At 72.2% G+C, this 13,013-nt stretch carries 15 protein-coding genes; 8 read left to right on the plus strand and 7 right to left on the minus strand.

The window, feature by feature from the left end; genetic code table 11:
- The 3 genes from ACZ6CL_RS18980 to ACZ6CL_RS18990 form a co-directional block, all read right to left on the minus strand.
- Positions 1-729 carry a neutral zinc metallopeptidase gene (locus tag ACZ6CL_RS18980; protein ID WP_468937259.1) on the minus strand — a complete coding sequence of 243 codons (729 nt, stop codon included), beginning with the start codon at positions 727-729 and terminating at the stop codon, positions 1-3.
- 63 nt (positions 730-792) lie between these two features.
- A complete protein-coding gene (locus ACZ6CL_RS18985; RefSeq protein WP_468937260.1) occupies positions 793-1,719 on the minus strand; it encodes an alpha/beta fold hydrolase in 927 nt (308 codons plus the stop codon).
- A gap of 122 nt (positions 1,720-1,841) precedes the next feature.
- Positions 1,842-2,558 carry a hypothetical protein gene (locus ACZ6CL_RS18990; RefSeq protein ID WP_468937261.1) on the minus strand — a complete coding sequence of 239 codons (717 nt, stop codon included), beginning with the start codon at positions 2,556-2,558 and terminating at the stop codon, positions 1,842-1,844.
- A gap of 198 nt (positions 2,559-2,756) precedes the next feature.
- Here ACZ6CL_RS18990 and ACZ6CL_RS18995 point away from each other — a divergent pair, with 198 nt between their 5' ends.
- Together ACZ6CL_RS18995 and ACZ6CL_RS19000 are read left to right on the plus strand one after the other, a co-directional pair.
- The gene (locus ACZ6CL_RS18995; protein ID WP_468937262.1) at positions 2,757-3,008 is read left to right on the plus strand and encodes a YkoF family thiamine-binding protein; all 252 of its coding nucleotides are present in this window, start codon (positions 2,757-2,759) and stop codon (positions 3,006-3,008) included.
- The gene (locus ACZ6CL_RS19000) at positions 3,005-3,394 is read left to right on the plus strand and encodes a helix-turn-helix domain-containing protein (RefSeq protein WP_468937263.1); all 390 of its coding nucleotides are present in this window, start codon (positions 3,005-3,007) and stop codon (positions 3,392-3,394) included. Before ACZ6CL_RS18995 ends, ACZ6CL_RS19000 begins: the two co-directional genes overlap by 4 nt.
- On the opposite strand, the gene ACZ6CL_RS19005 is transcribed toward ACZ6CL_RS19000, so the two are convergent.
- Positions 3,351-3,812: an NlpC/P60 family protein gene (locus tag ACZ6CL_RS19005; protein ID WP_468937264.1), complete on the minus strand. Its 462-nt coding sequence runs from the start codon at positions 3,810-3,812 to the stop codon at positions 3,351-3,353. The genes ACZ6CL_RS19000 and ACZ6CL_RS19005 overlap by 44 nt on opposite strands.
- A 104-nt stretch (positions 3,813-3,916) precedes the next feature.
- Between ACZ6CL_RS19005 and uraD the strand changes: the two genes are divergently transcribed.
- From uraD to ACZ6CL_RS19030, 5 genes are all read left to right on the plus strand, one after another.
- The gene (gene uraD, locus ACZ6CL_RS19010) at positions 3,917-4,441 is read left to right on the plus strand and encodes a 2-oxo-4-hydroxy-4-carboxy-5-ureidoimidazoline decarboxylase (protein WP_468937265.1); all 525 of its coding nucleotides are present in this window, start codon (positions 3,917-3,919) and stop codon (positions 4,439-4,441) included.
- Positions 4,441-4,770, plus strand: coding sequence for a hydroxyisourate hydrolase (gene uraH, locus ACZ6CL_RS19015; protein WP_468937266.1), 330 nt, complete (start codon positions 4,441-4,443; stop codon positions 4,768-4,770). The genes uraD and uraH overlap by 1 nt, the downstream gene beginning before the upstream one ends.
- A 5-nt stretch (positions 4,771-4,775) precedes the next feature.
- On the plus strand, positions 4,776-5,657 hold the full coding sequence (pucL, locus tag ACZ6CL_RS19020; protein WP_468937267.1) for a factor-independent urate hydroxylase: 882 nt from the start codon (positions 4,776-4,778) through the stop codon (positions 5,655-5,657).
- A gap of 32 nt (positions 5,658-5,689) precedes the next feature.
- Entirely contained in the window at positions 5,690-7,060 is a 1,371-nt protein-coding gene (locus ACZ6CL_RS19025; protein ID WP_468937268.1) for an 8-oxoguanine deaminase, read from the plus strand.
- Positions 7,061-7,219: 159 nt separating this feature from the next.
- Positions 7,220-9,079: an alpha-L-fucosidase gene (locus tag ACZ6CL_RS19030; RefSeq protein ID WP_468937269.1), complete on the plus strand. Its 1,860-nt coding sequence runs from the start codon at positions 7,220-7,222 to the stop codon at positions 9,077-9,079.
- A 51-nt stretch (positions 9,080-9,130) separates the two neighbouring features.
- On the opposite strand, the gene aceB is transcribed toward ACZ6CL_RS19030, so the two are convergent.
- Positions 9,131-10,750, minus strand: coding sequence for a malate synthase A (gene aceB / locus ACZ6CL_RS19035; RefSeq protein ID WP_468937270.1), 1,620 nt, complete (start codon positions 10,748-10,750; stop codon positions 9,131-9,133).
- Positions 10,751-10,876: 126 nt separating this feature from the next.
- Positions 10,877-11,497 carry a nucleotidyltransferase family protein gene (locus ACZ6CL_RS19040; RefSeq protein ID WP_468937271.1) on the minus strand — a complete coding sequence of 207 codons (621 nt, stop codon included), beginning with the start codon at positions 11,495-11,497 and terminating at the stop codon, positions 10,877-10,879.
- A gap of 195 nt (positions 11,498-11,692) precedes the next feature.
- Here ACZ6CL_RS19040 and ACZ6CL_RS19045 point away from each other — a divergent pair, with 195 nt between their 5' ends.
- Positions 11,693-12,004, plus strand: a complete 312-nt coding sequence (locus ACZ6CL_RS19045) for a DUF5955 family protein (RefSeq protein WP_468937272.1) — start codon at positions 11,693-11,695, stop codon at positions 12,002-12,004.
- Positions 12,005-12,026: 22 nt separating this feature from the next.
- Here the strand turns inward: ACZ6CL_RS19045 and ACZ6CL_RS19050 are convergent, their stop codons facing one another.
- Positions 12,027-12,812, minus strand: coding sequence for an IclR family transcriptional regulator (locus tag ACZ6CL_RS19050; protein WP_468937273.1), 786 nt, complete (start codon positions 12,810-12,812; stop codon positions 12,027-12,029).
- Between the last annotated feature and the right edge of the window lie 201 nt (positions 12,813-13,013).

Here is a 13,013-nt window from a genome sequence, read left to right on the forward strand (position 1 = left end):
CTATCGGCCCGCGTTCGGGAGGCAGCCCTTCACCCCGGATTCGGCGCCCCGGCTGAACGCCGAGACGCGCTGCGAGGCGTTGCCGTGGTCGGAGGTGTTCGTCCACGGCGTCTCGTCGGCGAGGGCCGAGAGGGCGTCGGACAGTTCGTTCGTGTCGCCGTCCTCGAAGGTCAGCGTGTTGTCCCTGGCCGCGCCGAAGAGGACGGCACCGGCCAGGCAGTCGGCCTGGAGTTCGCGGGCCAGGTCGACCAGGCCCGCGTCCAGCCGGTTCTGGATGGCGTGGCCCCACTCATGGGCGATGACCAGGTAGACCCAGGCGTCGCCGCGCTGGTGGCCCGCCCGCATCAGGTCCATGTCCCAGGCCACGTAGTCGCCGCCCGGGCAGTAGACGGCGTTGTCGTCGGGGAGCGCGGTGCCGCCGCAGGTGGGGGCGGTGCCGGTGGCGCCGTCGTACGCGCCCAGGATCCGGGGCGGGCGGTAGGTGCCGGTGAAGAACTCGTTCCAGTGGGTGGACCAGTAGGTGTTGGTGATGGACACCGCCGCGTTGATGTCCCCCTCCACGCTGTCGGCCGTCCCCGGATCGGGGGCGCTCGGCGTGCTCGCGGCACGGCTGGTCTCCGCAGGCCGCGGCAGCCCACTGCCACCGCAGCCGGAGACGGTCAGCAGGGTCAGGACGGTCAGCAGGGTCAGGAGCGACGCCGCGATCCTCGGGCACCACGGAACAGCCATCGTCTGCGGCCTCCGGCCGGTCGTGAACGGTGGGGGTGGTGCCTCAACCGAAGCGCCCCCCGGTCATGAGCGCAAGTGCGGACCGGTGGTGAAGGAGCGCACCAGCTCCGCCAGCGCACGCGGGCGCTCGAGCAGCATCGCGTGCGACGCGTCGAGCGTGTGCACCGCGATCCGTGGGTGGTCGGCGGTGAGCGTGCTCAGCTCGCTCTCCAGCCCCTTCAGGTACGCGGCCATCAGCTCGTCGAACCACGCCAGCTCCGGGCCCTGGTCCGCGAGCCGGGTGCCGCGGACGATCAGCAGGGGGCGGGTCAGGCGGCGGTAGACCGGGAACATGTCCAGCTCGTCCATCGCGTCCAGCATCTCCACCGCCCGCTCCCGCTCCGGCCGCAGGAACAGCTGCCCGTCGCCGGTCTCGCCGAGCGACCGCCGTACGCCCTCCTCCAGCAGCTCGGGCGCGAAGCCCAGCTGGGCGGCCATGGCGGCCCCTTGGGCGCGTACGGACTCCAGGGCCTCGGGCGGGAAGGCGTGGCCCGCAGCTGCCCGGGAGACCTGCCGGGCGCGGTCCAGGCCCTCGGTCACGGTCCGCGGGTCGAGCCCGGCGTACTGCTCGGGCCGCCCCAGCCCGAAGCCGTCGAGGTTGACCGCGCCGGGGGTGTGCGGGTGGGCGTCCGCGTACAGCGCGGCCAGCATGCCGCCGAGCGAGTGGCCGACGAGCACGGCCTCCGGGACGCCGCACGCGTCCAGGACGACCTCGATGTCGGCGAGCGCGGTCGCGGTCGTCCACGGCTCCGCCCCGCGCCCGGAGTGGCCGTGTGCCCGCAGGTCCATCGAGAGGACCCGGTGATCGGCGACCAGGTCGCCCGCGACCCCCGACCAGTCGGAGAGCGTGCGCCCGGCGCCGTGGATCAGCAGCAGCGGGGTGCCGCTGCCGCCGTGGTCGCGGACGGCGAGGGTGACGTCGGCGTGGTCGACGGTGAAGTCAGTGGGCATGGATCAGCGCTCCTCGAGGTCGTGGTCGGGGTCGGGAACCACGGTAGAGCGCCGGTAGAGGGCGAAGATCATCCGCCAAGTGGAGGCGAAACGGCCCTCGTTCGGGTGACAATGAATGAGGCTCATCCGCGCGGCGGGCCGCAGCGGATCAGGGTGTCCGCGGGGTCGTTGACGGGCTGTGGGGTGCCGGTCAGGTCCATGATGAAGAGCGGTATGTGCAGCGCGTCCGCGCGCGCCCGCGCCTCCCGGGCGTAGCCCGCCAGCGAGAAGAAGACGCTCACGGCCGACTCGTTGAGCCCGTTCAGCCACAGGCACTCGACCTCGCGCAGCCCGGTGGGGCGGGTCGTCGGGTCGACCTGGGCGACGACGCCCTTCCCGTAGAGGTCCACCCCGGAGGCCTCCGGATCGTCCGGCCGCCGCAGACACCCGAAGCCGAGCCACCGCAGATACTGGGCGGCTGCGGTGACCACGTCCCGGCCGGTACGGATCGTCACCGGCCGGAACGCCGGGCGCGGGGCCGGCTCGCTGTCCCCGTCCTCGTGACGTTCCGGAACCTCCCGAGCCGGCGCGCCCGGTGCGACCGGGACCACCGGGACCCGCACGACCGCCCCGCAGCCGCAGCCGAACTCCGGCTGCGGCCAGTGGCCCTGACGCCCGCAGGACGGGCAGTCCACCGTCACCCATATGTCCTGCCAGGTGCGGTGTTCGATCTCCTCCGGCGTGCCGTCGCGCAGCACCGGGAGGGTGAGCGGCGCGCCGCACGAGCACGGGAAGGTGGGCGGAGTGAACGACTGCTCGCGGCGGCACGCGGGGCAGCGCACCGGCACGCTCTCTGTCATCTGACGCTCCGTAGCGGATGTCTGCGGTAACGGGGCCATGTTCTACGAAGCGGGGGAGTGACGGGAGGGACTTGGGCGCATCGACCGCCTCCAGTGGGACGGCCGCGTGACGCCGGGCTGGACGCCTGACGGATGACGCCCGGAGTACGGGCCGCGCGAGGCTGCCGGAGGCGCGGTCCGGCGAAGTAGGTTGGCGGCGTGAGATTGAGGGTTGAGTTCACCACCGAGCCGTTCGACCTCGACGAGGTGCCGCCGCATGCCGTGGCCGCCCGCGAGGCGGTTCAGGCCGCACCGCTGGACACCGTCGACGTCGGCCCGTTCGGCAATACCGCGGAGGGCCGGGCGGACGCCGTGCTGGCCGCCGTGGACCATCTGCTGCGCACGTCCCTGGAGGCGGGCGCCACCCGGGTCTCGCTCCAGGTCAACGTCGTCGCGGAGCCCGGCGCGTGACCGGCCCGGCGGACCACCCCTTCGTCTCGGCGGTCCGGCCGCTGGTCGACGCGATGGGCGGCGAGCTGATCGCCCCGGACCGGGCCCGGGACGACGACGTGGTGCTGTCCTGGGAGGGCAGCGCGGTGGTGGCCGTACGGCTGCCGCACCTCTCGGCGTCCCTGGACCACATCCTCGCCGACCTCCAGCGCCGCCACGGCGTCCCGCTGTCGGCCCTGGACCGCAAGACGAAGCAGGGAATCGTCCGCGCCCTGGAACAGCGCGGCGCGTTCTCGGTGCGCCACGGCGTCGAAACGGTCGCGAGCGCGCTCGGGGTGAGCCGCTTCACCGTCTACAACTACCTCAACCGCGAGAAGGGCACTGGGCCCGAGCGCTCGGAGCCGTGATCCGCTTGACGCCGATCAGCGTGCGGTAGCGGGGCCGGTCGGCGAAGGCGCTCAGCGGCCAGACGGCGGGGCGCCCGGCCTCGGCGCACAGGTGGAGCACCTGGCCAGGCCCGGCCCAGACACCGACGTGGGCGCCGTAGGCGTCGTCGGTGGCGTTGAAGAGCAGGAGATCGAGGGGGCGGGGGCGGGTCACCGCGACGCGGGTCGTGGCCGCCGTGTCGGCCCACAGCTCGCTGGACCGCAGCGCGGGCGGCTCCAGGCCGAAGTGGCGGAGCACCGCGTACGCGAACACCTGGCAGTTGGCGCCCTCGGCGAGGTCCGGCCGCTCGGCGACCGCCGGGGATCCGGGGAAGCGTGCGCCCACGTACGGCACGGACCAGAAGTGGTCCGGCAGCCGGGTGGCGAGTTCAGCGGTCATGGACCCCATCCTGGCGTGTCCGGGCCGGGCCCGGCACCCACACATTCAGCTCCGTATTCAACAAACTGTTGACGTTTCTCGGGGAAGCTCCTAGCTTTCGGGGTGTGACTACCAGCGCTCCACCGGGCCTGGCCCGGTTCAACGCGGCGGGCCGGTCGGACGCGGCCGCGTCGCTGTACGAGGTGTGCGCCAGCCGGGCCTGGGGCGCGGCGGTGGCTGCCGGGCGGCCGTACCGCGACGTGGACGCCCTGCTCGACGCGTCCGACGCGGCCATGGCCGGGCTGACCGAGGGCGATCTGGCCGAGGCCATGGCCGGGCATCCGCCCATCGGGCGACCGAAGCCGGGGGACGCCACCTCGGCGCGCGAGCAGAGCGGGGTGAGCGGCTCCGGCGACGAGCTGCGCGCGGAGCTGCTGGAGCTGAATCTCGCGTACCAGGAGCGCCACGGCCATGTGTTCCTGATCTGTGCCACCGGCCGCACCGGCGAGGAGATGCTCACCGCCCTCCGCCGCCGGATCGGCAACGACACGGACACGGAACGCGAGATCGTCCGCACCGAACTGGGAAAGATCAACCGCATCCGGCTGACCCGACTCATGACCGCGGAAGCGGCGGAAGGAGAGCGGTGATGGCGACCGCCACCTCCGTGTCCACGCATATCCTGGACACCAGCCTCGGCCGCCCGGCCACCGGCGTCCCCGTCGAGCTGTCGGCGCGCCCCGCGGGCGGTGCCGACTGGGCGGTGCACGCCGCCTCCCGCACCGACGGGGACGGGCGCTGCAAGGATCTGCCCGCCCTGCCCGAGGGCACCACCCAGGTACGGCTGCGTTTCGAGACCGAGTCGCGCGGGCCCTTCTTCCCGGAGGTGACGGTCGTCTTCGCCGTCGAGCCCGGCGAGCACTACCACGTGCCGCTGCTGCTCACCCCGTTCGGCTACTCCGTATACCGAGGGAGCTAGCACCGATGCCCATGCTCGGCCAGAACCAGTACGGCAAGGCGGAGACCCGCGTGGTCCGGATGGTGCGCGACGGCGCCGTCCACCACATCAAGGACCTGAACGTCTCCGTCGCGCTCTCCGGCGACATGGCGGACGTCCACCGCCACGGCGACAACACCGGCGTCCTGCCGACCGACACCATGAAGAACACGGTGTACGCCTTCGCCAAGAAGCACGGCATCGCCACCGCCGAACACTTCGGCATCGAGCTGGCCCGCCACTTCGTTTCCAGCCAGGAGACGATCCGCACCGCCCGCGTGCGGATCGAGGAGTACGCCTGGGAGCGGATCGAGACCGGCGGGGAGGCCCGGCACTCCTTCGTCCGCGCGGGCCAGGAGACCCGTACCGCCCAGATCCGGTACGACGGCCGGGACTGGGAGGTGCTGTCCGGCCTGCGGGACCTCACGGTCATGAACTCCACCGACTCCGAGTTCCACGGCTACGTCAAGGACGCGTACACCACCCTGCCGGAGGCGCGCGATCGCATCCTCGCCACCGAGGTGCACGCCCGCTGGCGCCACGGCTGGAGCGACGCGGCGCAGCCGGAGCCGGACTGGGACGCCGTGTACGCGGACGCGCGCGCCGATCTGCTGGCCGCCTTCGCCGAGACGTACTCGCTCTCGCTCCAGCAGACGCTGTACGCGATGGGCGCGCGCGTTATCGAGCGGCGTCCCGGGATACCCGAGATACGGCTCTCGCTCCCCAACAAACACCACTTCCTGGTCGACCTCGCGCCCTTCGGCCTCACCAACGACAACGAGGTCTACTTCGCCGCCGACCGGCCGTACGGGCTCATCGAGGCCACCGTCCTGCGGGACGGCGCCGAGGCCAGGATCCCCACCGACTGAACCCACACCCCCGACCGGGAAGGGCCCGCCCCGTGCACCGCATCGTCATCGAGAACTGCGCCATCGCGACCGTCGACGCGCAGGACACCGAGCACGCCTCGGGCCATGTCGTCGTCGCGGGCAACCGCGTCGAGTCGGTGGGCCCGGGCCCCGCGCCGGGCGGTCTGGACGGGGTGGTCCGCCGGGTCGACGGCACCGGCCACCTCCTCACCCCGGGCCTGGTCAACACCCATCACCACTTCTACCAGTGGCTCACCCGCGGTCTCGCCCAGGACCACAACCTCTTCGACTGGCTGGTGGCGCTCTACCCCACCTGGGCCCGGATCGACGAGCCGATGGTGTACGCGGCCGCGCGCGGCTCGCTCGGGATGATGGCGCGCGGCGGCGTCACCACCGCCATGGACCACCACTACGTCTTCCCGCGCGGCGCGGGCGATCTGCTGGGCGCCGAGATCCGCGCGGCGCGCGAGCTGGGCGTGCGGTTCACCGCCGCGCGCGGCTCCATGGACCTCGGCAGCTCGGACGGCGGGCTGCCGCCGGACTTCGCCGTCGAGACCACCGCGGACGCCCTGGCGGCCACCGAGGAGGCCATCGACACCCACCACGACGGCTCGTACGACGCGATGCTGCGGATCGTGGTCGCGCCCTGCTCGCCCTTCTCCGTCACCACCGAACTCATGCGGGAGAGCGCCGAGTTGGCGCGCCGCAAGGGGGTGCGGCTGCATACCCACGGCTCGGAGACGGTCGAGGAGGAGAAGTTCTGCCACGAGCGGTTCGGGATGGGCCCGACCGACTACTTCGCGGACACCGGCTGGCTCGGCGAGGACGTGTGGATGGCGCACAGCGTCCACATGAACGACGCCGACATCGCGGCCTTCGCCCGCACCGGCACCGGCGTCGCCCACTGCCCCTCGTCCAACGCCCGGCTCGCCGCCGGGATCGCCCGGGTGCCGGACCTGCTGGCCGCGGGCGTACCCGTCGGGCTCGGCGTGGACGGCACCGCCTCGAACGAGTCCGGCGAGCTGCACACCGAGCTGCGCAACGCCCTGCTGATCAACCGGCTCGGCGACCACCGCGAGAAGGCGCTGACGGTCCGCCAGGCGCTCCGCCTCGGCACCTACGGCGGGGCCAGGGTGCTGGGCCGCGAGGGCGAGATCGGGTCCCTGGAGCCGGGCAAGCTCGCCGACCTGGTGCTGTGGAAGCTGGACGGCATCGGCCACTCGACGATCGCCGACCCGGTGGCGGCGCTGGTGCTGGGCGCGGCGGCGCCGGTGACCCTGTCGCTGGTGAACGGCGAGCCGGTGGTGGAGGCGGGGCGGCTGCTCACCGCCGACGAGGACGACATCGCGCGCGGTGCGCGCGACGAGGCGCGGCGCCTCGCCCGTATCGCCGAGGAGGGGTGATACATCAGGGTGATTCATCGGAGGGGTCGGGCCTCTCTGCTGGCAATGTGGCGCCCGTGGCGCTTTATGTCCCGTTGACATCCCACCTTTGCGGCTCTAGGTTCCGGTACGCGGCTGGCCAGCCCTCCTGTCCGACCACCCATGAGCACAGGAGCCGCCATGCGTGTGTCCCCACGGGCGTTATCCCTGTCCCGAGGTCTGAGCCTGCTGCTCGGCCTGTTCCTGGCGCTGACCCTCAGCACACCGTCCGCCACCGCCGAACCCACCACCGCCGAACCCGCCAGCGCACCGCGGGCCGACCCCGGTCCCGGCACCGACTACGCGGCCGACGACCCGTTCACCTCCGCCCGCACCGACTGGTGGCGGCAGGACCGGTTCGGGATGTTCATCCACTTCGGCGCGTACTCCCAACTGGAAGGCGAGTACACCCGGCCCGACGGCACCGTGTGCCGGGACGCGGAGTGGATCAAGCGGAACTGCCGGATATCCACGAGCGCCTACGAGGACATGGCGCGGGGCTTCAACCCGTCGTCCTTCGACGCCAAGGCGGTCGTCAAGGCGGCCAAGGACGCCGGTCAGCGCTACATCGTCATCACGTCCAAGCACCACGACGGATACGCGATGTGGCCGACGAAGCAGAACGCCTGGAACCTGCGCGACCACTCCTCGTTCGACAAGCGGCGCGACATCCTCGCCGAGCTGAAGACCGCCGCCGACGAGGCCGGGATCAAGCTCGGCTTCTACTACTCGATCTGGGACTGGCACGACCCCGACTTCGCCGACCCGGCCACCTTCCCGCAGTACCGGAAGCGGATGTACGCGCAGCTCAAAGAGCTGATCGACGGCTATGACCCGGCGCTGCTGTGGTTCGACGGCGAATGGGACGCGGACGACCCCACCAACAACTGGTCCCCGGGGGACGGCGAACAGCTCGAAGCGTATCTGCGCGGCCTCGACCCGGACCTGGTCATCAACAACCGGGTCGGCAAGCGCCGCGTCGTGGACGGCGACTACGGCACCCCCGAGCAGGAGATCCCGGACGCCCCGGTGGACGGCCAGCTCTGGGAGTCCTGCATGACCCTCAACGGCCACTGGGGCTTCGCGAAGTACGACCAGAACTGGAAGTCGCCCCAGACGCTCACCCGCAACCTCCTCGACATCGCCAGCCGGGGCGGCAACTATCTGCTCAACGTCGGCCCCGACAAGCTCGGCCGCGTCCCCCAGCCGTCCGTCGACCGGCTGCGCGACATCGGCTCCTGGCTCCGGACATCGGGTCAGGGCCGGGCCGTGTACGGGGCGGGGGACGCCGGTCTGGTGACCGAGCCCCGGTGGGGAGCGGTCAGCCGGTCCGGCAACAAGCTCTACGCATCCGTCACCGACTGGCCCACCGCCGGGCAGCCCCTCCACCTCACCGCGCGGGCGCCGTTCGAGGTGACCGGGGCGCGGGTGCTGGGCAGCGGTCAGAAGGTCGCGGTCGCGGCGGCCGGGGACGGCTTCGACCTCACCCCCTCCGGCGGGCCCGTGGACACCACCGCGTCGGTGATCGAGCTGACGGTCAGGCCGTCCGGCGCGTCCGTACCCCCGGGCCGGGGCACCGGGCTGCGGCAGGAGGTGTTCGCGAACGACACCTTCACCGGGCCGCCGGTCGTCACCCGGACCGATCCGACCGTCAACCACGCCTGGCGGAGCGCCGGTTCACCGGACACCCGGGTCCCGGCCGACCGCTTCAGCGTCCGCTGGACCGGCTCCCTGGTGCCCCGCCACAGTCAGACGTACACGCTCACCACCGTCTCCGACGACACGGTGCGGGTGTGGATCGACGGCAAGCTCCTCATCGACAGCACCACGCCGCACACGGCGCAGGTCGACAAGGCGGCCGTCGGCCTGAAGGCCGGGCAGCGCCACGCCATCAAGGTCGAGTACACCGAGCAGACCGGGGAGGCGCACATGAAGCTGCTGTGGTCCAGCCCCGGCCAGCCCCAGCAGATCGTGCCGCGCGCCCAGCTCTCCACGTCCTAACGCGCACAGGGAAAGGGGCCCCGGGACGACGTCCCGGGGCCCCTTCGCCCCTCAGCCCAGCAGCTCGTACGCGGGCAGGGTCAGGAACTCCGCGTAGTCCTGGTCCAGCGCGACCTTCAGCAGCAGATCGTGGGCCTCCTGCCAGCGCCCGGCCCCGAACGCCTCCGGGCCGACCTCCTCGCGGATCGCGGCCAGCTCCTCGGCGGCGACCGTGCGCACCAGGTCGGCGGTGGCCTTCTCGCCGTTCTCGAAGACGACCCCGGCGTTGATCCACTGCCAGATCTGGGAACGGGAGATCTCCGCGGTGGCGGCGTCCTCCATCAGGTTGAAGATGGCGACGGCCCCCAGCCCGCGCAGCCACGCCTCGATGTAGCGGGTGCCGACCTGCACGGCGTTGCGCAGCCCCGCGAAGGTGGGCTTGGCGTCCAGCGAGGCGACGTCGATCAGCTCGGCCGCCGTGACCCGGACGTCCTCACGCAGCCGGTCCTTCTGGTGCGGCTGCTCGCCGAGCACCGCGTCGAACGACTCGCGGGCGACCGGGACCAGATCGGGGTGGGCCACCCACGAGCCGTCGAAGCCGTCGTTCGCCTCACGGTCCTTGTCGGCCCGCACCTTGTCGAACGCGACCGCGTTGACCTCGGCGTCCCGGCGCGAGGGGATGAAGGCCGCCATCCCGCCGATCGCGTGGGCGCCGCGCTTGTGGCAGGTGCGGACCAGCAACTCGGTGTAGGCGCGCATGAACGGCGCGGTCATCGTCACCGCGTTGCGGTCGGGCAGGACGAAGCCGGGGCCCGCGTCGCGGAAGTTCTTGACGATGGAGAACAGGTAGTCCCAGCGGCCCGCGTTGAGCCCGGAGGCGTGGTCGCGCAGCTCGTACAGGATCTCGTCCATCTCGTACGCGGCCGTGATCGTCTCGATGAGCACCGTGGCGCGGATGCTCCCTTGCGGGACGCCCACGTAGTCCTGCGCGAAGACGAAGACGTCGTTCCAGAGGCGGGCCTCCAGGTGCGATTCGGTCTTCGGCAGGTAGAAGTACGGGCCCTTGCCCAGGTCGAGCAGGCGGCGCGCGTTGTGGAAGAAGTACAGCCCGAAGTCGACGAGCCCGCCGGGCACCGCGCGGCCCTCCGCGTCCCGGAGGTGGCGCTCGTCGAGGTGCCAGCCGCGCGGCCGGGCGACGACGGTGGCCAGCTCCTCGGCGGGGCGCAGCGCGTAGCTCTTGCCCTCGGGGGAGGTGAAGTCGATCCGGCGCTCATACGCGTCGGTCAGATTCAGCTGGCCGCCGATCACATTCGCCCAGGTGGGCGCGGAGGCGTCCTCGAAGTCGGCGAGCCAGACCCTGGCGCCCGAGTTGAGCGCGTTGATCGTCATCTTGCGGTCGGTGGGACCGGTGATCTCCACCCGGCGGTCCTGGAGGGCGGGCGGGGCCTCGGCCACGCGCCAGTCCGGGTCCTCGCGGATGTGCGAGGTCTCCGGCAGGAAGTCCAGGGTGCTCGTACGGGCGATCTCGGCCCGTCGCTCGGCGCGGCGCGCGAGCAACTCGTCGCGCCGAGGGGTGAAGCGGTGGTGCAGCTCGGCCAGGAAGGCCAGAGCCGCGTCGGTCAGCACCTCTCCCTGACGCTCCAGAGGCTCGGCGTCGACGATGGCCAGCGGGGATGGCGCTGTGGCGGACATGGGCGTTCACTCCTCAGTCGATAGCATTCTGGATATTAATTTCCTCATCGTGGAAGTTCAATCGGCTGTCGTTGTGAGACTCGCTTCACGCACGGTGCGGGGGCTACCGCGCCCGCACCGTGCGGGCTACCGCAGCAGCGCCAGATCCTCCGGCGTGTCGATGTCGTCCACGCGGGCGATGTCGCCGCAGTCGACCCGGATGATCTCGGCCTGATGTGCCCTCAGATACGCGCGCGCCCCACGATCCCCCACCGCGCTCGCCGCGACGTCCGCCCACCGCTGCGCGCCGAACAGCACCGGATGCCCCCGCTCGCCGCCGTACTCCGCCGTCACCAGGCTCTCCGCCGGGCGGGGCGCGGCACGGCAGGCGGCCCGTACGCGCGCCACCGCCGGTGCCCCGATCCCGGGCTGATCCACCAGCGTGACCAGTGCCGCGCGCGCCCCCGTGCCGCTCAGCGAGGCCAGTCCGGCGCGCAGCGAGGAGCCCATGCCGCCCTCCCAGTCCGGGTTGTCGACCAGTACGCAGCCCGGCAGCTCGGCCCGCTCCCGCACCTCACCGGCGGCGGCGCCCAGCACGATGTGCACCGGGGCGCACCCGCCCTCCCGCAGCGCGCGCGCCGCGTGCTCCACCAGCGGCCTGCCCCGGTACTCCAGCAGCGCCTTGGCCCGCCCGCCCAGCCGCCGTCCGCCGCCCGCCGCCAGCAGCAACCCGGCGACCTGCGTCTTGTCCTCAGAGGTGCGATCCATGCCCCCCTGCTTACCGCACGGGGGCGCCGTGTGGACGATTCATCCCAGCCGGTCTGATTTTCGCTCTCCGTATGGCGCACTGCGCACACGGTGGCGTTAACTGATCCGCAGCCCCTTGTGTCCGATTCGGCGTCCGGAGGGGCAGGGGAGAGGGAGGGCGGGCTCGTGCAGCCGCGCGCGAGGGGGAGAAGGGCCGTGTTGTCCGACGTGGAGGGCGCCGCAGTGGCGTGCACCGAGGAAGACCCGAGGGTGGCGGAGCTGCGCCTGGCCGTGGCCCGGCTCAGGCGTGACCTGGCCGCCCATCCGGCGGAATTACCGGACCGGGCGATCGCGGACGACGAACTGGCCGCACTCGAGGCCATGGCCCGCACCGGCACCCCCGAACTGCACCGCCTCCGCCGCTCCCTGCTCCTGGTGGCCGGTGCGCTCGGCTCGGTCAGCGCCCTGAACCCGGCGCTGCGGGGGGTCAGGACGGCGATCGATCTGTTCGGTACGGTGCCGCGCTAGCGCCGTTCCCTCAGGCGCCGTCTCAGGTCCCGTCCGTGCTGGCCAGCGCCGCCGACAGATCAGCGGCGACCTCCTTCAGCACCGGCACGATCTCCTGGGTGGCCTCGTCCGTCACCCGCCCCGCCGGGCCCGAGATGGAGATGGCGGCCGCCGTCGGGGAGTCCGGCACGGACACCGCCAGGCAGCGCACGCCCATCTCCTGCTCGTTGTCGTCCACGGCGTATCCGGTCTCGCGCACCAGTCGCAGCGCGTCCAGGAACGCGTCCGGCGTGGTGATCGTCTTCGCCGTCGCGGCGGGCATGCCGGTGCGGGCCAGGAGGGCGCGTACCTCGCCCGGGGGCGTGGTGGCCAGCAGCGCCTTGCCGACGCCGGTGCTGTGCGGCAGGACCCGCCGCCCGACCTCGGTGAACATGCGCATGGAGTGGCGGGAGGGCACCTGCGCGACGTACACCACCTCGTCCCCGTCCAGCAGCGCCATGTTCGCGGTCTCGCCGGTCTCCTCCACCAGGCGCGCCAGATACGGCCGCGCCCAGGTGCCCAGCAGCCGGGCCGAGCTTTCGCCGAGCCGGATCAGCCGGGGGCCCAGAGCGTAGCGGCGGTTGGGCTGCTGGCGTACGTAACCGCAGGCCACCAGCGTGCGCATCAGCCGGTGGATGGTGGGCAGCGGAAGGCCGCTACTGCCGGAGAGTTCGCTCAGCCCGACCTCGCCCCCGGCGTCGGCCATCCGCTCCAGAAGGTCGAAGGCGCGCTCCAGGGACTGGACGCCACCCGCGTTGGTGGCGGCGGTCTTGGACTCGGCGGACGGCACGTCGGCGTTTCCTTTCGCAGCGGGCAGCACCGGTCTCGCGCCCGCGTCGGAAACCGCGGCCGACCGGTCCTCGGCAGCCTACCGGTCCCTCCCGGCGCCGCGTTCTACGTATCGAAAATCATCTTTCATGGTACGGAATCGAACGGGGGTGCCTCGGAAGTCTTGACCAGATCGGACGAGAAGGGAAGACTCCGAGCGGAA

Source organism: Streptomyces sp. NPDC041200, assembly GCF_055591805.1.